The sequence below is a fragment of the Paenibacillus sp. CMM36 genome (genome assembly GCF_053570945.1).
The window spans coordinates 154,449-175,073 of sequence record NZ_JBSEDY010000002.1 but is presented as its reverse complement, the minus strand read 5'-3'; the positions used below and the strand labels follow the sequence as shown (position 1 = coordinate 175,073).

Annotated in this window: 18 protein-coding genes and 1 pseudogene; all 19 read left to right on the top strand. The window is 47.3% G+C overall.

Annotation, left to right across the window (positions count from 1 at the left end; all coding sequences use genetic code 11):
- Nucleotides 1-110: 110 nt before the first annotated feature.
- Nucleotides 111-599, top strand: a complete 489-nt coding sequence (gene atpF, locus ACWA2B_RS04755) for a F0F1 ATP synthase subunit B (protein ID WP_023990709.1) — start codon at nt 111-113, stop codon at nt 597-599.
- Nucleotides 596-1,141: a F0F1 ATP synthase subunit delta gene (locus ACWA2B_RS04750; RefSeq protein ID WP_029518507.1), complete on the top strand. Its 546-nt coding sequence runs from the start codon at nt 596-598 to the stop codon at nt 1,139-1,141. The genes atpF and ACWA2B_RS04750 overlap by 4 nt, the downstream gene beginning before the upstream one ends.
- Nucleotides 1,142-1,160: 19 nt before the next feature.
- The gene (gene atpA / locus ACWA2B_RS04745) at nt 1,161-2,675 is read left to right on the top strand and encodes a F0F1 ATP synthase subunit alpha (RefSeq protein WP_029518506.1); all 1,515 of its coding nucleotides are present in this window, start codon (nt 1,161-1,163) and stop codon (nt 2,673-2,675) included.
- A 175-nt stretch (nt 2,676-2,850) separates the two neighbouring features.
- Entirely contained in the window at nt 2,851-3,717 is an 867-nt protein-coding gene (atpG, locus tag ACWA2B_RS04740) for an ATP synthase F1 subunit gamma (protein ID WP_023990707.1), read from the top strand.
- Between the two features lie 121 nt (nt 3,718-3,838).
- Complete coding sequence (atpD, locus tag ACWA2B_RS04735) at nt 3,839-5,239, top strand: F0F1 ATP synthase subunit beta (protein WP_029518505.1); 1,401 nt, start codon at nt 3,839-3,841, stop codon at nt 5,237-5,239.
- A gap of 70 nt (nt 5,240-5,309) precedes the next feature.
- Nucleotides 5,310-5,723, top strand: coding sequence for a F0F1 ATP synthase subunit epsilon (locus ACWA2B_RS04730; RefSeq protein ID WP_013312322.1), 414 nt, complete (start codon nt 5,310-5,312; stop codon nt 5,721-5,723).
- Nucleotides 5,724-6,069: 346 nt separating this feature from the next.
- On the top strand, nt 6,070-6,321 hold the full coding sequence (locus ACWA2B_RS04725) for a DUF1146 family protein (protein WP_013373430.1): 252 nt from the start codon (nt 6,070-6,072) through the stop codon (nt 6,319-6,321).
- Nucleotides 6,322-6,645: 324 nt separating this feature from the next.
- The gene (gene murA, locus ACWA2B_RS04720; RefSeq protein ID WP_029518503.1) at nt 6,646-8,001 is read left to right on the top strand and encodes a UDP-N-acetylglucosamine 1-carboxyvinyltransferase; all 1,356 of its coding nucleotides are present in this window, start codon (nt 6,646-6,648) and stop codon (nt 7,999-8,001) included.
- Nucleotides 8,002-8,228: 227 nt separating this feature from the next.
- A pseudogene (gene spoIID, locus ACWA2B_RS04715) lies at nt 8,229-9,654 on the top strand (stage II sporulation protein D).
- A gap of 70 nt (nt 9,655-9,724) precedes the next feature.
- Nucleotides 9,725-10,465 carry a M23 family metallopeptidase gene (locus ACWA2B_RS04710; RefSeq protein WP_029514614.1) on the top strand — a complete coding sequence of 247 codons (741 nt, stop codon included), beginning with the start codon at nt 9,725-9,727 and terminating at the stop codon, nt 10,463-10,465.
- Nucleotides 10,466-10,666: 201 nt separating this feature from the next.
- Nucleotides 10,667-10,954, top strand: coding sequence for a sporulation transcriptional regulator SpoIIID (gene spoIIID / locus ACWA2B_RS04705; protein WP_007432737.1), 288 nt, complete (start codon nt 10,667-10,669; stop codon nt 10,952-10,954).
- 171 nt (nt 10,955-11,125) lie between these two features.
- Nucleotides 11,126-12,124: a rod shape-determining protein gene (gene mreB, locus ACWA2B_RS04700; protein WP_023990703.1), complete on the top strand. Its 999-nt coding sequence runs from the start codon at nt 11,126-11,128 to the stop codon at nt 12,122-12,124.
- 121 nt (nt 12,125-12,245) lie between these two features.
- Entirely contained in the window at nt 12,246-13,130 is an 885-nt protein-coding gene (locus ACWA2B_RS04695) for a flagellar hook-basal body protein (protein ID WP_069010009.1), read from the top strand.
- Between the two features lie 13 nt (nt 13,131-13,143).
- Nucleotides 13,144-13,971 carry a flagellar hook-basal body protein gene (locus ACWA2B_RS04690; RefSeq protein WP_069010008.1) on the top strand — a complete coding sequence of 276 codons (828 nt, stop codon included), beginning with the start codon at nt 13,144-13,146 and terminating at the stop codon, nt 13,969-13,971.
- A gap of 10 nt (nt 13,972-13,981) precedes the next feature.
- The gene (locus ACWA2B_RS04685) at nt 13,982-14,194 is read left to right on the top strand and encodes a DNA-directed RNA polymerase subunit beta (RefSeq protein WP_069010007.1); all 213 of its coding nucleotides are present in this window, start codon (nt 13,982-13,984) and stop codon (nt 14,192-14,194) included.
- A gap of 774 nt (nt 14,195-14,968) precedes the next feature.
- Nucleotides 14,969-15,415 carry a 3-hydroxyacyl-ACP dehydratase FabZ gene (gene fabZ / locus ACWA2B_RS04680; RefSeq protein ID WP_013312312.1) on the top strand — a complete coding sequence of 149 codons (447 nt, stop codon included), beginning with the start codon at nt 14,969-14,971 and terminating at the stop codon, nt 15,413-15,415.
- A 98-nt stretch (nt 15,416-15,513) separates the two neighbouring features.
- The gene (locus ACWA2B_RS04675) at nt 15,514-17,232 is read left to right on the top strand and encodes a phospho-sugar mutase (protein ID WP_318627936.1); all 1,719 of its coding nucleotides are present in this window, start codon (nt 15,514-15,516) and stop codon (nt 17,230-17,232) included.
- A 260-nt stretch (nt 17,233-17,492) separates the two neighbouring features.
- On the top strand, nt 17,493-19,508 hold the full coding sequence (locus ACWA2B_RS04670) for a DUF5693 family protein (RefSeq protein ID WP_340933436.1): 2,016 nt from the start codon (nt 17,493-17,495) through the stop codon (nt 19,506-19,508).
- A complete protein-coding gene (gene csaB, locus ACWA2B_RS04665) occupies nt 19,484-20,620 on the top strand; it encodes a polysaccharide pyruvyl transferase CsaB (protein ID WP_318627984.1) in 1,137 nt (378 codons plus the stop codon). Before ACWA2B_RS04670 ends, csaB begins: the two co-directional genes overlap by 25 nt.
- Nucleotides 20,621-20,625 lie beyond the last annotated feature (5 nt).

The window sequence follows — 20,625 nt, the reverse complement described above, 5'->3', positions numbered from 1 at the left end:
TTTGAAACTTGCAAGGTTTGGCGGGGAAGGCCACAGCCATCCGCGCCTTCTTTGTTGCTTGGCTTAAGGGATAACTAGGACTGACGTTCACCGGAAAGGAGTGACTTCAATTGAGTTTAAATTGGACAAGTATCGTTTTCACAATTATTGCATTTTTGATCTTGTACTGGTTACTAACGCGTTATGCATTCGGACCTCTCTTTTCCGTTATGGAGAAGCGGCGTCAGCTTGTATTACAGCAAATGAATGAAGCGGCACAGACGCGTGAACAGGCTGCTGCTTATGTTGAGGAGCAAAAGCAGGCTCTCCAGCAGGCACGTAAGGAAGCGTACGACATTATTGAGCAGTCAAAACAAACAGGTAACAAACAAGCGGAGCAAATTATTGTTCAGGCCAAGGACGAAGCTGTCCGCCTGAAAGACGAAGCTGTTCGTGAAATCACAAGCGAGCGTAATAAGGCGGTTGCCGAACTGCGCAGCGAAGTGGGTAAAGCTTCGGTACAAATTGCTTCCAAACTGATTCAAAAGGAAATCAAGGAAGACCAAGTCCAGGGAGAGCTTGTCGACCAATACCTTAAAGAGGTAGGAGGCAAAGCATGAGCCGGGATACGGTAGTAGCCAAACGGTATGCGAAAGCTTTGTTTGAAGTGGCAGAGCAGGAACAGACCATTATGGAAACCGAGCAGGAGCTACGTGCTTTTGTAGAGGCTGTATCGGGGGATGCTGAAATCCGTAAATTCATTAATTCTCCTAACATTACGGAAGCGGTCAAGCTTCAAGTTCTGGCTAACAGTTTTGAAGGCAAGTTGTCTGCCTCGCTAATTAACACGATCAAACTGTTGATTCAGCGTAGTAGAGCAGATTTGTTCGAATCTCTCCTTGCCGGATACCTCGATATTCAGGAATACAAGCTGGGACTTGCTCATGCAAAGGTGTATTCGACTTATGCTTTAAGTGATCAGGAAAAAACAGCGGTAGCCGAGGAATTCGGAGCCCGTGAACATAAAACAATCCGTGTGGAAAATATAGTGGACCCGAGTCTGCTGGGCGGATTAAAAGTGGTTATCGGCGATACATTGTACGACGGCAGTCTGGCCGGCAAGCTGGATCGTCTCGAGAAATCCTTTAACAGACGAGTATAGAAGATAGGGGTGAACACACTTGAGTATCAAACCTGAGGAAATCAGTTCATTGATTAAAAGTCAGATTGAACAATATAAAAATGATATCGAGGTCGTTGAAGTCGGCACTGTTGTTGAAGTCGGCGACGGTATTGCCCGCGTCTACGGACTGGAAAAAGTTATGGCCGGTGAATTGGTTGAATTCGACACTGGCGTATTGGGCTTGGCGCTCAACGTGGAAGAAAGCAATGTCGGTGTTGTTATTTTGGGTCAATTCTCCGACATTCGTGAAGGTGGTCAAGTAAAACGTACAGGCCAGATCATGCAGGTCCCTGTAGGGGAAGCAATGATTGGACGTGTAGTTAACCCATTGGGGCAACCAGTAGACGGTAAAGGACCGATTGCTACAACAGAATTCCGTCCGGTTGAAAGTCAGGCTCCAGGCGTTATGGCCCGTAAATCGGTACATGAGCCTATGCAGACGGGGATTAAAGCTATTGATGCGATGGTTCCAATTGGCCGTGGTCAACGTGAGTTGATCATCGGTGACCGTCAAACAGGTAAAACATCTATCGCAATCGATGCAATTTTGAACCAAAAAGGTAACGGCATGAAATGTATTTATGTCGCTATTGGTCAAAAACAATCCACGGTAGCTCAAGTTGTTGAAACATTGCGTCGTCACGGTGCGCTGGAATATACGATTGTCGTTACGGCATCAGCTTCCGAGCCATCACCATTGCTGTACATTGCTCCTTACTCTGGCTGCGCTATGGGTGAGTATTTCATGTACAAAGGCGAGCATGTCCTTGTTGTTTATGATGACTTGACTAAACAAGCGTCAGCTTACCGGGAATTGTCCCTGTTGCTGCGTCGTCCACCGGGCCGTGAAGCATATCCGGGTGACGTTTTCTATCTTCACTCTCGCTTGCTGGAACGTGCAGCGAAGCTGAATGATGAGTTGGGCGGCGGATCACTTACCGCATTGCCGTTCATCGAGACACAGGCTTCCGACGTTTCTGCATATATTCCAACCAATGTTATCTCCATCACAGATGGACAGATCTTCCTGGAAGCTGACTTGTTCTATGCAGGACAACGTCCGGCGATCAACGTAGGTATTTCCGTATCTCGTGTAGGTGGTTCAGCTCAGATTAAAGCGATGAAAAAGGTAGCAGGTTCCCTGCGTCTGGATCTTGCTCAATATCGTGAGCTTCAAGCGTTCTCCCAATTCGGGTCCGACTTGGATAAATCCACAAAAGCCCGTTTGGATCGCGGCGCACGCATGATGGAAATTCTGAAACAGGGTGTTAACCAACCGCTTGCTGTAGAGCAACAAGTAGTGAGCTTGTATACTGCTGTAAAAGGCTTCCTTGATGATATCCCTGTAGCGGATGTAAAACGTTTTGAAAAAGACTTCCTGTCTTTCATGGTGTCTGACCATCAGGACGTGCTTCAATCTATCCGCGACACGAAAGACTTGGTGGCTGATAACGAAACGGCTTTGAAGGCAGCTATCGAGAAATTCAAAAAATCATTCGCCACGTCGGTATAATACATTGGAATTTGCCTGTTTATGATGAAAGATGTTCTAAGGAAGCGTGCCCTCCGGGTTTTGGCTTCCTTGGCATGTTTTACCCTCAATAACAGGCCCTTTAACATATGCCCGGCTGGATTTGAATCTTACGAAGTTAGCTTTGGCTTTGCCAAAGCTTGAAGGTGGTGAAATCATGGCAAAAGGTATGCGCGAGATTAAACGTCAGATTAAAAGTGTGCAGAGTACGAAGCAGATCACGAAAGCGATGGAAATGGTCGCTGCATCCAAGCTGAGAAAAGCTCAGGAGAAAGCGGAGTCGGCTCGTCCTTACTCGGAAAAGCTTAAGGAAGTTGTGAGTAGCATTGCTTCTGGAGCGAATAACATCAAGCATCCAATGCTGGAAACGCGTCCGGTTAAAAAGACTGCTTATCTCATCATTACATCTGATCGTGGTCTGGCTGGTGGTTATAACGCCAATATTTTACGACAGGTTACGCAGACGATTTCTGAACGTCACCGTTCACAGGATGAATTTGTGATTTTCATCATTGGGCGAAAAGGACGGGATTATTTTAGACGTCGTGAATTTCCTATCGCTGAATCAGTAACAGATCTGTCGGATACACCTGCTTTTGCAGATATCAAAACGATTGCAAGCAAGGCTGTACAAGGCTTTGAACTTAAAGAATTTGATGAGCTTTATCTATGCTATAACCGCTTTGTCAACGCATTGACTCAAATTCCAACAGTTGACCGTCTGTTACCAATGGCGACACCGGATTCAGCTACAGCTTCATCCTCAATTAACTATGAGTATGAGCCTTCACCAGAAGGAGTGCTGGAAGTATTGCTGCCACGTTACGCGGAAACGCTCATTTACGGCGCTTTGCTGGATGGTAAAGCTAGTGAACTGGGAGCGAAGATGACGGCAATGGGATCTGCTACGAAGAATGCTTCCAAGTTAATTGGTGAGCTTTCCTTGACCTATAACCGTGCTCGTCAAGCGGCTATTACCCAGGAAATTACGGAAATCGTTGCAGGAGCAAGTGCTCAGTCTTAATCAGGCTTATAGCGACTGTTTTATAGCAGAGTCTACACTATTATGATAAATTGCGGGCGCAAAACAAATCAGAGTGGTTCGGATTTGCGGCTGTGCAAGCTTGTAGGAGGGAAACCAAAAGATGAACAAAGGACGCGTAGTGAGCATCATGGGTCCGGTTGTCGACGTTGAGTTTGAACGTGGACAACTTCCGGAAATCCTGAATGCCATTCATATTGGGACTGTGCTGGAGAGCGGAGTCAAAATTGACCTGACGCTCGAAGCTTCAAAACATCTAGGTGACAACCGTGTGCGTTGTATTGCCATGTCTTCCACAGATGGTTTGGTTCGTGGAGCTGAAGCCATAGATCTGGGAGCACCTATTTCAGTACCTGTCGGCGAAGCAACTCTTGGACGCGTATTTAACGTACTTGGAACGCCAATTGATAATGGTGCTGATATGAGTGAAACGGCTAGAAACCCAATTCACCGTCAAGCTCCTTCTTTCGATGAGCTGACAACTCAAGCAGAGATGCTCGAAACCGGTATTAAAGTTATCGACTTGCTGGCTCCTTATGCCAAAGGTGGTAAAGTCGGATTGTTTGGTGGTGCTGGTGTAGGTAAAACCGTAACCATTCAAGAATTGATTAACAATATCGCTCAGGAGCATGGTGGTATTTCTGTATTTGCGGGTGTAGGTGAACGCACACGTGAAGGAAATGACTTGTACCATGAAATGAGAGATTCCGGCGTTATCAACAAAACAGCGATGGTGTTCGGACAAATGAACGAGCCTCCGGGTGCACGTTTGCGTGTAGCTCTCACAGGTCTGACGATGGCGGAATACTTCCGTGACCAAGAAGGCCGTGACGTGTTGCTCTTTATTGATAACATTTTCCGCTTTACCCAAGCGGGTTCTGAGGTTTCTGCCCTGTTGGGACGTATGCCTTCAGCAGTAGGTTACCAGCCTACGCTGGCTACTGAGATGGGTCAATTGCAAGAACGGATTACTTCTACTAAAAAAGGTTCCGTTACTTCCATTCAGGCGATCTACGTGCCTGCGGATGACTACACTGACCCTGCTCCTGCTACAACGTTTGCCCATTTGGATGCTACAACGAATCTGGAACGTAAAATTTCCGAAATGGGTATTTACCCGGCGGTTGATCCACTTGCATCAAGCTCCCGGATTTTGGCTCCAGACGTTGTGGGTGAAGAGCATTACAATGTAGCGCAAGGGGTAAAACAAATTTTGGCCCGCTACAATGAGCTTCAGGATATCATTGCCATCCTGGGTATGGATGAGCTGAGTGAAGAAGATAAAATGTTGGTAGCACGTGCACGTAAAATCCAGCGTTTCCTTTCTCAACCTTTCCACGTTGCCGAAACATTTAACGGCTTCCCGGGTAAATATGTGCCGGTTAAAGAAACTGTACGAAGCTTCAAAGAAATTTTGGAAGGCAAGTATGACCACCTTCCAGAAGCGGCCTTCCTTTTTGTAGGAGCCATCGAAGAAGCAGTTGAAAAAGCTAAAACGCTGTAAACATACAGGCAAAGATTAGCCGAGCCTTACGAAGTGAGCTGTCTGCGGACAGCTTCCAGGAGGGATTCAAGTGAGCACGTATTTACTAGAGATTGTGACGCCGGAGCGCCTGGTCTATACAGAACAGGTAAACAGCATCAGTGTTCGCGGCTCGGAAGGCGATCTTGGGATTTTGCCCGGACACCTTCCCTTGGTCACTCCCTTGAAGATTGCACCGATACGCATTAAAATCGGTGGTCAAACTGAAGTGATCGCGGTCAATGGGGGCTTTCTTGAAGTCCGCAAGGATAAAGTGGTCATTTTGGCTGAGAGTGCGGAACGTTCCGAAGAAATTGATGTGGAGCGTGCCCGTGCGGCAAGGGAGCGGGCAGAACTGCGGCTCCAGAGCAAGCAGGAACAGATAGATCATCATCGGGCGGAAGTAGCTCTGCAACGGGCGCTTAACCGTCTAAATGCTACAAGCATCAGAACCAATAAGAATTAATATTGGAGTTTAAGTGGAATTTTAAAAGGGTTCGGCATAGTATACGGATGGAACGACAAGGAGACCAATTCATAACTTCTGCCAGAAAATGTCCGGTAGAGGGTGAGGAGGAACCTTGCTTCCTTCGATCACTGTGATCGGACTCTTTTTTAGCTGTTATTACCAAATGTACAGTCCTATTTCTTGCCTGGCTGCTAGGTATTTAGTACCTTTTAAATTCACGAAACAGAAGTGATTAATCACATTTTGTCGAAATAAATGTCCTAAAAACAGAAATAGCACTGGCATATTAGGCGTTCGCCGAGTATTATAAAGAAGTCTGTGACGCAGATGGGGGGAATTAAGGTTGAACGGGAAACAGCAATTGGCAGAACAGCTAAGTCAATCGGCGAGTATGACCGCGCTGATCTCTATGATCGTATCGCTCATTTGTATAGCATTAGCTTGGTGGGCTTTACAGAGCTTAAAGCTGGATTTGTTAATCCGACAACCGAAAGGACCGCAGGGCAGATTGCTGCACTTGTTTCTTGCTATTATTTTGGGACAGTTGGTTTCGGGGTTCCTGTTGAGCTACATCTCTTGGAGCCAGATGCTCTAGAATTTGTTTTAACATGAAGTAGGCGGGTTATATGACCTTATGACTGTGTCTCTGCGGGAATTGTCGAATAACATCGCGTCATATTGTTAACAATGGTAAACAAAAGAACCATGCATGTATAGCTGGCTGAATCAGTTAGAGTACAATGGTCGTCAAGTACAAAAAAACGCTTGTATACTTGTTTTAATCAGTGGTATGATGGCAGTTAGGGTATTAGTAAAATCTTGTTTTTTTATGTAATGAAAAAGCAAGGCATGAAAATAGCGGAATATGTTCTTTTTTTCCAGAATGGAAAAGAGAAATGACGCGCGGAGGGAACCATAGATGAGCAAATTTATCGTCCGCGGTGGCAACAGATTGACCGGGAGTGTCAAAGTCAGCGGAGCCAAAAACTCAGTTCTGCCGATCATCGCCGCTTCTCTGCTAGGAGAAGAAGGAGAAAGTGTTATTATTGATGCACCTCCTCTAGACGATGTGATGACCATTAACAAAGTGCTGGAGTCCTTAGGAGCAGGCGTTACATACCAAGATGAGGTCATTCGTGTTGACGCGCGGAAGATAATTTCCTGTGAAGCCCCTTACGAGTGGGTTAGGAAAATGCGCGCTTCATTCTTGGTTATGGGACCGCTGCTTACACGTTTGGGACGCACAAGAATCTCGCTTCCAGGCGGATGCGCAATCGGAACGCGACCCATTGATCAGCATTTGAAGGGTTTTGAGGCATTGGGCGCGGAAATTAGCCTGGGCCAAGGTTTTATTGAAGCTAAAAGTAACGGGCGTCTGCGTGGAGCTAAAGTTTATTTGGATGTAGCCAGCGTAGGGGCAACCGAGAATATTATGATGGCCGCTACTCTTGCTGAGGGCGTAACTACCATCGAGAATGCCGCTAAGGAACCCGAGATTGTTGATCTCGCAAATTTCCTGAATGGAATGGGTGCCAAAGTACGTGGTGCGGGCACGGGCGTTATTCGTATTGAAGGCGTTGAGAAGCTGCATGGTGTAAAACATACCGTCATTCCCGACCGGGTAGAAGCAGGTACTTATATGGTTGCTGCTGCGATCACAGGCGGGAACGTATATGTAGAAGGCGCAATATCCGATCATTTGGGTCCGGTTATTTCCAAGATGGAAGAAATGGGTGTAACCATTCAACCTGATGAGAACGGAATTCGTGTCATTGCAGATAAGCCGTTAAAAGCCGTTGATGTTAAAACGTTGCCTTATCCAGGTTTTCCCACCGATATGCAGTCACAGATGATGGCACTTCAGCTTGCCGCTGAAGGAACGAGCATTATTACGGAAACCGTGTTTGAAAATCGTTTCATGCATGTGGATGAATTTCATCTCATGAATGCGGAGATTAAGGTCGAAGGCCGTTCTGCCATTGTAACGGGTAATGCTAAGCTGACAGGTGCGAAAGTAACCTCTACAGATTTGCGTGCAGGTGCTGCGTTAATTCTGACCGGACTCATTGCAGAAGGTACAACGGAAGTATCTGGTGTACATCACATCGATCGTGGTTACGTTCATTTGGCTGAGAAGCTGACCGGATTGGGAGCGGACATTTACAGAGTGACCGTGGAAGAGTCCAAACTGGATCATTCACCCAGTACAGAGCGCGTAATGCCGGAAGAGGCGTCTGGGAATCTGTTTAAGAAGATTCAGCCTTCCCTCGCCTAAGCTTTAACGCATGTAGCTTCATGTTGCATACGTATATTCTTAAACAACGAAGAACCAAGTCCGAGAGGACTTGGTTCTTTTTATTGTTTATAGCCAGTCTTTTTCATTCTTTCAGTTCTCTTAAAATGGTTCTATCAAAGTGGACGACTTCATATGATTGAAAATATCTGCTGGAGTATATCTATACTTCCAGCCGGACACTTAGCCCTTTGATGGAGGTTCAGCCTATGAAAGATTCGCAGGTTCGCATCCGTATACCCATTCATCATCCTAAGGAACATCGCCAGGCTTCACTTGCGGAGGAAGACACTGGCTCTATAGCTACCTTGTTACAGAAAAATAAGCTTATGCAACAGCAGCCGGACGCAAGAGGTACATTGCCGACTGGCGTCAAGCCCAATCGGCGTACAACAGCCGTGTCTTCCGCTGCGAACTCCGTTGATACGGCTCTGCCTATCGCTGGTGTAGCGGCCCATGACACACGCGTTGCAAGCCCGCTGCCGCACCTGCGTCCTTCCGCCGGGCGTGCCCCACGCTGGGGCAGCCGCCGCCCATGGCTGCCATTCGCCGCCATGGCAGGGGTGCTGGTGCTTGCCATGGCTGTGCCCGCGCTAATGGCGTGGCCTCGCCAGACGGCGCAGCCGGTGCCGCCAAGCAGCCGCACGGCAGCACCGGCTGCGCCTAGCGTGACGGCAAAGGGTGAGGCGCCCGTCACGCGCTTACCGGGCGTCCCGCCGATGCCAGCGGTGCCCGCTGCTCCAACGCGCAGCGTACCGGCGGCAGAGCCGGACGTGCGTGTGTATGTCACGTCCACCGGTCGCACGGAGACGTTACCGCTGGAGCAATACATTGTCGGCGTAGTAGCCGCCGAAATGCCGCCCAGCTTCGAGGGGGAGGCACTGAAAGCGCAGGCCATTGCCGCGCGTACCTTCATTGCCCGGCGCTTGCTGGCTGATGACACTAGCGGTGCCCCTGCGGGAGCAGATGTGACGGATACTGTTAAACATCAGGCTTATATCTCCAAAGCTAAACTTACTAGAGAATGGGGGCATTCTGGTAAATCCGCAGAGCTGGCTAAAATTCAGCAGGCCGTACGAGACACCAAGGATACGATCATGGTATATGAAGGCAAGCCCATTACGGCATCTTTTTTTTTCTACTAGCAATGGCTACACCGAAAATTCAGAGGATGTGTGGGCGAAGGCAGTGCCCTATTTACGAAGCGTATCAAGTCCATGGGACAAGCAGTTGGCCCCGCGTTATACAGAAACCGTCACACTGAGTCGTCAAAGCGTGTTCGATAGATTGGGGTTAAGTCGTACTGCAATTGCCGCCTCTACTGGAGGAGGAAGTATGCCAGAAATTCGTATACTCTCCAAGACAGAAGGACATCGCATCAAGAAGATTGAAGTTGGTGGCTCAATCTTTACAGGACCGGAGATCCGTAACAAACTGGGGTTGCGTTCGGCTGAGTTTACGTGGAAGGCTGAAGGGGACCGGATTGCTATAACAACCTATGGTTATGGTCATGGTGTTGGTATGAGTCAGTGGGGAGCCAATGGAATGGCCAAAGAAGGTCATACTGCCACTCAAATACTCCTTCACTATTATACTGGCATTTCTTTTGCGCAAGCCTCTCGTATTCTAAGTTAGTAAATATTTCGAAACTTTGAAGTATAAAAGAGTTGCACCCGGTAACACTGGTTACTGAGGTGATGAGCAAATGAATGAACAAAATAAAAACCAGAACCAAAACCATGAAGAAACACCCAAAACCTTTCAGGGTGGAAGAGCTTCACGGCCGTCTTCGTGGAAAAAGCTGTTGTCCAAAAGGTGGGCATACCCGGCAGCCTACATTGCCGCAGCAGCCATTATACTAACTTTAGTGTGGGTCTATCAGGATGCCAGCCAGAAGTCTTTCAAACCTGACCCAGCTAGTCCATCGGTACAAAGCACAAGTGCAGTGAATACCGATGTTAACGGACAACAGCCAGAAAGCGTGGAAGTCGTTGCCCAGTCGGAAAATATCGCATGGCCAGTGGCAGATGCTGGCGCAGTACAGGTCGTAAAGCCGTTCTTTGATGAGAACGCGACCGCTGATGAGCAGGCGGCAGCTATGGTAGAGTACGATAAAACATTTACCGCTAACACTGGGATTGATCTTTCCCGGACTGACGATCAGGCGTTTGAAGTAAGAGCCGCCCTGAGTGGCAAAGTATCTCGTGTGGAACAACATCCGCTGGTAGGTAATGTCGTAGAAATTACGCATGATAATAATCTCAAAACGGTGTACCAAAGCTTGAGTGATCTGAAAGTAAAAGAAGGCGATCAAGTGAAACAAAACGATGTGATTGCTTCAGCGGGTCGTAACGAGCTTGAAAAGGATTTGAAAACACATTTGCATTTTGAAGTGTATCAGGATGACAAGCCTGTGAATCCAGCAGGTCTGCTTCCTAAAAAATAAATCTGGTCATGGCTTTGCATGCAAAGCGGGGAATCCATATTCCCTGCTTTTTTCTTGTGTAGTTTTTGTGCATAAGGTAAACATAAGCTGCTTTTGCCAAATAAATAGGCCTTCCGAAGCATGTCTTCCCGCCAAACCGCGAATATATAGGCACGCTCCTCATATAATGTACCAAACTATCCACAGTAGGGAGGCGGGAGCGTGCACGATTACATCAAGGAACGGACCATCAAAATCGGTCGCTGTATCGTGGAAACAAGGAATACGGTCCGTACGATTGCCAAGGAATTTGGTGTCTCCAAGAGCACGGTGCATAAAGATCTGACCGAACGGCTGCCTGAAATCAACCCGGATCTTGCCGATCAGGTGAAGCACATTCTTGAATACCATAAATCCATCCGCCATCTGCGGGGGGGAGAAGCCACGAAAATTAAGTACAAAAAAACGAGTGGCAAACGAAGGGAGATTCTCGTTTCCGGCAAGTCCTAAAAATATATAGTGAATTGGCTGGCAAAGCCATTGAATCAACCCCCTGAAGTATGATATGTTAAAAGATGGTACAAGACGAAAAATGACATGTAACCGTAGGTTTATACATATATTTGCCGCTTCTTGTCGAATCTTAGCTTTTTAAAATATCACTTTGGGGGCCTTTTTAATATGTTCAGTAATGATATCGGTATCGACCTCGGTACGGCCAACGTGCTTATCCACGTCAAAGGGAAGGGGGTTGTTCTTGATGAACCTTCCGTTGTCGCGATAGAAAGCGATACAAAAAGAGTCCTGGCTGTCGGAGAGGAAGCGCGCCGTATGGTGGGACGTACTCCTGGTAATATCATAGCCATCCGTCCATTACGTGATGGTGTCATCGCCGATTTTGAAGTAACAGAAGCGATGTTAAAATATTTTATCAATCGGGTGGGGGGGAAAAGCTGGTACAGCCACCCTCGTATTCTAATTTGTGCGCCAACGAACATTACCTCAGTGGAGCAAAAAGCGATTCGTGAAGCGGCGGAACGTAGCGGGGCCAAGGAAGTATTTTTGGAGGAAGAGCCAAAAGCGGCTGCCATTGGAGCAGGAATGGATATTTTTGAGCCTAGCGGCAACATGGTAGTGGATATTGGTGGCGGAACGACTGACGTTGCAGTCCTCTCTATGGGGGATGTCGTAACAGCTTCTTCCATTAAAATGGCAGGGGACAAATTTGATACAGCCATCATGAAATATGTAAAAACGAAGTACAAGCTTCTGATCGGAGAACGTACGGCTGAAGATATCAAGATTGCTATCGGAACTGTGCATCCGAGTGGACGTCGTGCAGAGATGGACATCCGTGGACGGGATATGGTATCCGGATTGCCCAAAACGTTAAGTATATCTGCAGATGAAGTGCAGGATGCACTTAGAGATCCTGTGTCAGCGATTGTTGCTGCGGCCAAGTTTGTATTGGAGCAGACCCCACCGGAACTGTCAGCTGATATTATTGACCGTGGTGTTATTTTGACTGGTGGCGGTGCCTTGCTTAGCGGATTGGACGAGCTACTTGCTGAAGAACTGCGCGTTCCCGTACTGGTTGCCGAAGATCCGATGCATTGTGTTGTTAAAGGTACAGGAATTATGCTAGATAATTTGGATCATGTAGTTAAGAAAAAGTTCTAATCTGCCGATAGTGACTATAAGAGACTCGTGTGCGGTCAGGCAGGTTGCCTAGCATTTTGGCCTTCGTGCCTCCGCGCGAGCATATGATTTTAGCAGAGTATAGGATTGGGGTGCACGTTACATGTTGAGAGGTTTATATACTGCGGCCGCCGGATTGATGACACAACAACGACGCCATGACACCGTGACGCAAAATATTGCTAATATGAATACGACGGGATACAAACAGGAGAACAGTGTTCAGCGTTCTTTCCCCGAAATGCTTATTTCCATGACGGGTGGTAACCCTGATAACCCGGACCGTACGGTCGGCAAGCTCAATACTGGCGTTTTTGCTGAGGAAAGCCTCTCCCCTTACATTCAGGGAGCATTAAAGGACAGTGGACAAGCGACGGATTTTGCGATACAGTCCAATATTAATGTGAACGACCCAGCTACTGGTCAACCTATGGCTTTTGATCAGGCGGGAAAATTCATCAATGCTAACGGTGAAGTCACCTACCGTCCAGAAGCGTTTTTTTCGGTGCGGGACAGTAATGGTAATGTTCGTTATACACGTGACGGGCATTTTCAAGTAAATGGAGCGGGAGCATTGCTTTCATCGACTGGCTCAGCGGTGCTGGATACGAATGGAAAACCAATTCAATTGACCGGGGCTGTCTCAGCGCTTAAAGTAAATGAGCGGGGCGAATTGGTAGATAGCCAGTCCAACCAGACGTTGGGGACGACGCTCGGTATTAGTGTCATTGATCGTCCGTATCAGCTCGTTCGTGAGGGTAATGGGAATTTCCGCCTGAATGATACTGATGGTGCTACAGCTAGAATGATGACCGCTAATGATGCTGTATCCGTTCGTCAAGGTTACCTGGAGGTATCTAATGTAGATGCTTCACAGTCAATGGTGGATATGATGGCTGCGTTAAGAGCGTACGAAGCGAATCAGAAGGTAATTCAATTTTATGATAAAAGCTTGGACAAGGCCGTTAATGAAGTAGGCCGTGTATAACAGGGGGTAAGTGATGAACAACTCCATGATTGGTGCAATGGTATCTATGGCCAGTGTGCAGCAGCGTTTGGATTTAATTGCCGATAATATTGCCAATGTCAATACAGTTGGTTATAAGAGTAAACAGGGTTCCTTTGAAGATGTATTGGCCAATGTGAAACAACAGCCTTCAACGTATCTCCAAAATGGACGGGCCATGCCGCTCGGTTATAATTTGGGCTACGGAGTTAAAACGGCCGCAATCATGAAAAATATGGAGCAAGGTCCGCTCAAGGAGACGGGACTTCCTACTGATCTGGCGATCCAGGGTAATGCCATGTTTGAAGTTCAGGGAAATGGGCAAAAAGCTTGGACCCGTGATGGTAGCTTTCATTTTATTCCTGATCCGAGTGATAGTGCGACGATGATGTTGACCACTGCTGAAGGCTACTCCGTGCTAGATAACAATGATGTTCCTGTGACTGCTCCAGCGGGTTCCAAGGTGGCTATTAACTCGGATGGCGAATTGCTGATTCGTGCTAATGGAACTGGGATTCCGACAGTTGGTCAGAGAATCAAGCTAATGGATGTACAGCGTCCAGAAGGACTGGAACAGCGGGATGATAACCTGTTCGTGTTGTTGAATGGTGTAACAGAGGCAAATGTATTCGGAGCTGCAGGTGTGGCAGGTGCTGTTCCAGCGGACGTATCTGTGCGTTCCGGTTATCTCGAGGAATCTAATGTGGATTTAGCGGGCGAAATGACGGATATGATGCAAGTTCAGCGGATGTATCAAATGGCGGCACGGGCATTAACTTCTAGCGATACGATGATGAACATGGCCAACAATCTGAGGGCTTAAGGATTTGGTGATGAAAGAAGAACAATCTGATTCCCGTCCGGTGCCTGTAAAGACGAAGTCCCGCTGGCGTACTGCTCGTTATTTCATAGTTCCGTTGCTGCTCCTGTTATCGCTGTTAGGCGGCTTAATTGCAGGATATGTAATTGTAGGTAAGCAAGGGTTGTCAGGCGTATTTGAATGGAGAACCTGGCAGCATGTCATTGATCTTATTTTTGCGCCTTAAGTTTACTTTAAAAGAGTGGGGTGGCGGGAAAAGTCCGCTCCGCTGCTACCCGCCATTAGTGCCACTCTTATTAAAATAAACCCCCCGCCATTGTGTGGGGAGTATAGCATAACAAAACCCTGTGCCAGTGGCGCAGGGTTTTGTTATGCTTTTAAGGGAGAGGCCTCCAGCGTAGCGCGTGTGGAACGTAGCCAATGAAGCCATCGCAGGGGGCTTCGATTTTATTTCGTCCTTCACGGCAAGCGAGCATTATCGAAGCGAGGCTTTCCTTTTGAGCCAAAAGTAACTCGGCGGAGGGGTTTATTTGAATCTGGAGAAGCGATAGCGTTCGCCTTTGCCCCTAAATTTTAACCTTGCAGGTTTTATAAAATGAGAAAATTTAGGGACAACAGCGATCGGAAGATCAAATAAATCGTGCAGCCCCTCCTCCTTTGCTCAATTGAATCTCCGCTTCACCCCATAATAGGAGCACCCAATATGGTACTTCCGCGTAATTTTCTTTTTGCATCTGATAACTGTATAATGATGGGGAAGTTTATAACACTGCGGGGTAAAACCAAGCACGGGCAAAAGGGCTTCTTCGCGCCTCGGGTTGCATAACCGGCGGAAAAAGCCCCTTATCTCAACCTCCACTTCTGCAGTAGGTGAAGGATATCTAACATTGTTGCCGCCAAGAGCTGTTTTTATACAGCGTAGGCGGGGTAATATTATGCTTGCAGTAACTCATGATTGATACAGAGTCAGACCTGCAAGCGGGAGGAGTTATTAAGGTAAATGGACAAATTGCAATTGGATGTTAATCAAATTCAGGAGATTATCCCACATCGAGCGCCATTTTTATTGGTGGATCGTATTATTGAGCTGGAGGAAGGGAAAAGAGCAGTAGGTATTAAAAATGTAACGATGAATGAGCCTCATTTCATTGGACATTTTCCGGGGTATCCCGTTATGCCTGGTGTGTTGATTACCGAAGCACTGGCTCAAGTTGGGGCAGTGGCATTACTGCACCTAGAGAGCAATCGTGGCAAAATCGGGTTCTTGGCAGGATTGGATGGTTTCCGTTTCCGAGGACAGGTGGTTCCTGGGGATACGTTGACGCTTGAAGTGGAAATCACTCGTTCCAAAGGCGCATTTGGCAAAGGGAAAGCTACGGCTAAAGTAGGCGATACGGTAGTAGCTGAGGGCGAAATTATGTTTGCTCTATCTGACCCTCCCCAATAAATAAAGCTCTGCCGACATAAGCACGAGGTCTGAACCGAGTGCAAGTGTACATAGAAATCCTGTTTTGATAAACCAAAAATGGAGAGGGGAAATTCCGTATGACGCAGTTGAGTAAAAAAGCATTAGAAGGCATTGAGAGCTGGCTGCAAGACCCTTATATTGATGAAGAAACCAAACAGGAGTTGCGCGCATTGGAAGGCAACGAGCAGGAACTGGAGGATCGCTTTTACAAAGAGCTGGAATTTGGCACAGGCGGTCTGCGTGGAGTGATCGGAGCAGGGAGTAACCGGATGAACCGTTACGTCATTGGACGTGCGACTCAAGGGCTGGCTCGCTATATTTTAGAACAGCATGCTGGTAAAGAAGGTAAACCTTCGGTTGTCATTGCGCATGATTCGCGTCATTTTTCACCAGAATTTGCACTGGATGCAGCTTTGGTGCTGGCGGGCAATGGTATCGTGGCTAAATTGTTCCCTTCCTTGCGTCCAACGCCACAGCTTTCGTTTAGTGTACGTCATTTGGGAGCCAGTGGAGGGATCGTTGTAACAGCCAGTCACAATCCTCCTGAGTATAATGGATACAAGGTATACAACGATGAAGGGGGTCAGCTTGTTCCTGATCAGGCTGAACAGGTAATTAGTTATATCCGTGAGGTTCCTTCTTTTGCTGACATTCGCAGTCTGACACGTGAGGAAGCAGAGGCACAGGGATTGTTGGTTTGGCTTGGAGAAGAGGAAGATGAAGCGTTTGTAGATACGGTAGCCAGTGTGAGTGTGAACCGTGAGCTGATTGCAGCCGGACCAGGCAAAAACTTCAAAGTTGTGTTTACGCCTCTCCATGGCACTGGAAATGTACCGGTTCGTCGTGTACTGGAGAAAATCGGTTTTGAACAGGTGCATATTGTGCCTGAGCAAGAGCTGCCAGATGCTGAATTTTCGACTGTTAAGTCGCCAAACCCAGAAGAACGCGATGCGTTTAAACTGGCAATTGCGCTGGGTGAGAAAATTGGTGCAGATCTGTTGATCGGAACAGACCCTGATGCTGACCGTATGGGTGCAGTTGTGAAAAACCGTGATGGCGAATATGTAGTATTGTCCGGTAATCAGTCTGGTGCGATCATGGTTTACTACTTGTTGAATCAGCTGAAAGAAACAGGCAAGCTTCCGAATAATGGGGCTGTTATCAAAACCATCGTAACCAGCGAAATGGGTGCAGTTATTGCCGAACATTTTGGAGCAACCGTGTTTAACACGCTAACTGGCTTCAAGTATATTGGCGAGAAAATGAACCAGTTTGATCAAACTGGCGAGTACACCTACTTGTTTGGCTATGAAGAGAGTTATGGTTATTTGGCAGGGAATTATGCTCGCGATAAGGATGCTGTCTTGGCGGCTATGCTGATCGCTGAAGCTGCTGCTTATTACAGCACACAAGGTAAGACGCTCTATGATGTTTTACAAGAGCTGTACGAGCAGTTTGGCTACTTCCTTGAGAAGCTGGAGTCTCGTACTCTTAAGGGTAAGGATGGAGTGGCACAGATTCAGGGCAAAATGACCGATTGGCGTAGCAACGCGCCTCAAGAGATTGCAGGCGTGAAGGTAGATAAGGTACTGGACTACTCACAAGGTCTGGACGGTCTTCCACAGGAAAATGTACTCAAATTCTTACTGGAGGACGGTTCGTGGTTTTGCCTGCGCCCTTCGGGAACAGAGCCGAAAATCAAAGTATACTTTGCGGTACGCGGTTCCTCGCTATCAGACGCGGAGCAAAGAATCAGCCACCTGGTCGATGCTGTTATGTCTCGCGTAGACGCTTGAGAAAAATCCCTTTATAATAGAATAGGTTAAGGTAATTGGATAAGATATAGTAATCGGTGACCTCTCACGGCAAAGGGCAGTACGCCGTGGAGGTCATTTCTGTATTGCAGAATAACCTGGAAGAGGCTTTGGGGAAAATAGGCTTATTCCGGCAGCGGAGGATTTTGCAAAATTCAATGAGTGACCTACCAAAAGGCTGAGTACGACAAGGTGGGCAGCATTGAATTTTGCAAAATCCCGAATATTAAGGAGGTTCTTTGGTGTATCAGAAATGGCAGTATTGGAATACGGCTTCTCGAAAATGGTTATGGATTTTGGTGGCTGTCGGCTTGCTGGCTTCCATTCCAGTCATCGCCGATCGTGTGAAGACAGAATCCTCGAGTAAAAAAGTAGAGATTGTATTCGATTATCGGGATTTGACGGAGGCAGCCTCGTATCAGGCTCATCCGCAGGACTATCTGAATGAGCAGCTTGACCGCTTACAGCAGGCGGGTGTGAACAGCATGGCGATGTATGAAAGTACGTTGGATGATTTTCGTAAAGCGGGCCGTGTCGTAACCTATACGACTCAGAACGTTGCCGATATGGAAAAACGGCTTTCACCTGCAAATGAGAATTTTACGTATATTGTTTTTGCTGACAAAGAAAATGCGGAGGCATTAAAGCCGTTAATTTTACGTACGTTTACAAGCCTGGACATCAATGTAAAACCTTGGACTTATCAGGGACAGGAAGGGTTAGTTGTGGAAACATCTCCAGAGGATGCGTACCTCAAGCCCATGCAGCCTGACCCGATTGCGATGAAGCAGCTTCGGAGCAAAGGATTTTTTATTGTTCCACGGATGAGCGACAGTCTTCCTTATAACCAGGAGTTGACAGAAGAGATGCTTGCTTCTTTTCAGCAGAATGGTGTAAAACGCATTTTGTTTGAAGGTGATTCAGTCAAAGGCTTCACCGATAACGAGAAAGAGCATAGCTTAGCGGCATTTGCTAAATTGCTGAACAAATACGATATTGGCCTAGCTGCTATCGAAAACTTAAAAAAACCGCAAGCAGGCTTCAATAAGCTCGCTTACGATATCCACTATAACGTTGTGCGTTTATACTCATTGAGCGATAAAGATGCAACGCTGGATGTGGAAACGTTGGCCGATCGTTTTGCTCTGGCTACCAAGGATCGTAATATTCGCATGTTGTATCTGAATACCGCGCCTAGCCGTAGTATTGCTGAAGCCAAGGTGAAGGATTCGGTAGATAACCTGATCCACAGCTTGGATAAGCCGGGTAACGCTGTACAACGGATGGAGAAAAAGGGGTTTGAACTCGGACAGGCTGAACCATTCCAAGTAGTCGATTCGTCCATTCAGCGCTATCTGAAAATGATTGTCGTACTAGGTGCACTGGCATTCTTCTCCATTATGGTGTCCTATTTCGTCCCGGCATTGACTTTGCTGGCATTTGCACTCGGTTTGGTAGGTTCAGCAGGACTTTATGTTTTGAACTCCAGCTTGATGGAGCAAGGTCTAGCCCTACTCGCGGCGATTAGCGGACCAACGGTTGCAATGATCATTGCTGTGCACACGATTAGAATTAAACGTGAACAGGGATCTGAACTTTCTGCAGGTCAGCGTTTGGTTCAAACGCTTATACTGTACGTACGGACAGCGATTTTGTCGCTGGCTGCAGTACCATTTGTTATTGCTCTGTTGAATAATATTGCTTACAGCCTTGTGCTGAACCAATTCAGAGGTGTAAGCTTGCTTCACATTCTGCCGATCTTCTTGGCAGCGATATATATTTTCTTTTATCGTGGCGTTTCTATACGAGAGGAAATTTCCAAGCTGCTACGTACGCCGATTACTGTATTGTGGGTGATCGCACTGGCTGTTATCGCAGCCGCAGGTTATTACTATTTGACTCGTACTGGAAATGCGGGCACAGTGTCGAACACGGAGCTGGCATTCCGGAACTTCCTTGAAAATGCGTTTGGTGTACGTCCACGCAATAAGGAATTTTTGATGGCTCACCCACTGTTTATTGCAGGAGCGTTCCTGGCTTTGAAATATCGCAAAGCAATCTATTTGCTGATTATAGCTGCTATTGGTCAAGCCTCTATGGTGGATACCTTTGCTCACATTCACTCTCCAGCGGCACTGTCGCTTAGTCGCGGACTGTTAGGATTGGGCTTCGGTCTGGTGCTGGGAATCATCGCAATTGTCGTGTGGCAAGTGCTGGAAGGGTGTTGGAAGAAATGGTCACCACAGCTCAAACGATAATCATCTCGGGTTATTACGGTTTTCACAATAGTGGGGATGAGGCGGTGCTCAAGTCGATTTTGACAGCTTTAGAGGAGGAGAGCCGTCAGGCGGGTATCACGGTCAAGCCTGTTGTTCTATCTTCTGACCCTGCTTGGACACAGAAAATGTACGGAGTAGAAGCTGTACCGCGGATGAGTTTGGGGGAAGTTCGTAGAGCGATTAAAAACAGCGATGGGCTAATAAGTGGCGGCGGGAGTCTGCTCCAGGATGCAACAAGCCCTAAAAGTATTCCGTATTATCTGGCGATTCTGAAACTGGCCCAATGGGCTGGAAAGCCGACGTTTGTATATGCTCAGGGCATTGGCCCGGTACAACGGAAGATATTTTATCCTATGATCCGTTCTGTGTTTCAGCGCTGTGAATATGTTTCTGTAAGAGATGAGCAGTCTGCCGCACTACTGGATACTATGAAACTAAAGAACCCGGTTGTCGAAGTTGTTCCTGATCCGGTAATGGGGCTTCCATTGCCCCGAGGTTCCGAGCTGCATAAAGCAGCAACTGAGACTGATCAGGATCAACCTCCGATCGTTGGCGTATCTGTACGTTACTGGGATAAGGAACGCCGCGATTTGAAGGCTATCGCGGAGGGCTTAAAAAAATTAGCTGCTGAGCGCCGTGTACACTTACGCTTTTTACCTTTCCATCTGCCTGATGACGAGCAGGCTTCAAGGATGGTAATGGATTTGTTGGGGGATATTAGGGGGACGGGAAGCATTGTAAGCATGTGTGATCAAGTCACCGATCCTCAACAGATGCTTTTGGAAGTGAGTCGTTGCAGTTTGATGATCGGGATGCGATTACACAGCTTGATCTATGCAGCATCCCATCAGGTGCCTCCGTTGGGGATATCCTATGATCCTAAAATTGATCATTTCCTCAGCCGTGTCGGTAGCCAGCCTGTAGGCACTACAGAGGCACTGGATGGACAAAAACTGGCTAATGATTCTATGCGGTTGCTGGATCAGCGAAGTCAATGGATCGAGAGCCAGGGAGCGGCCATTGCTTTGTTAAAAAGTGAGGCTCGCTTACCGGCGCAGCATATCGTTAATTACTTGTGTCGCAAAGGATGATGGAT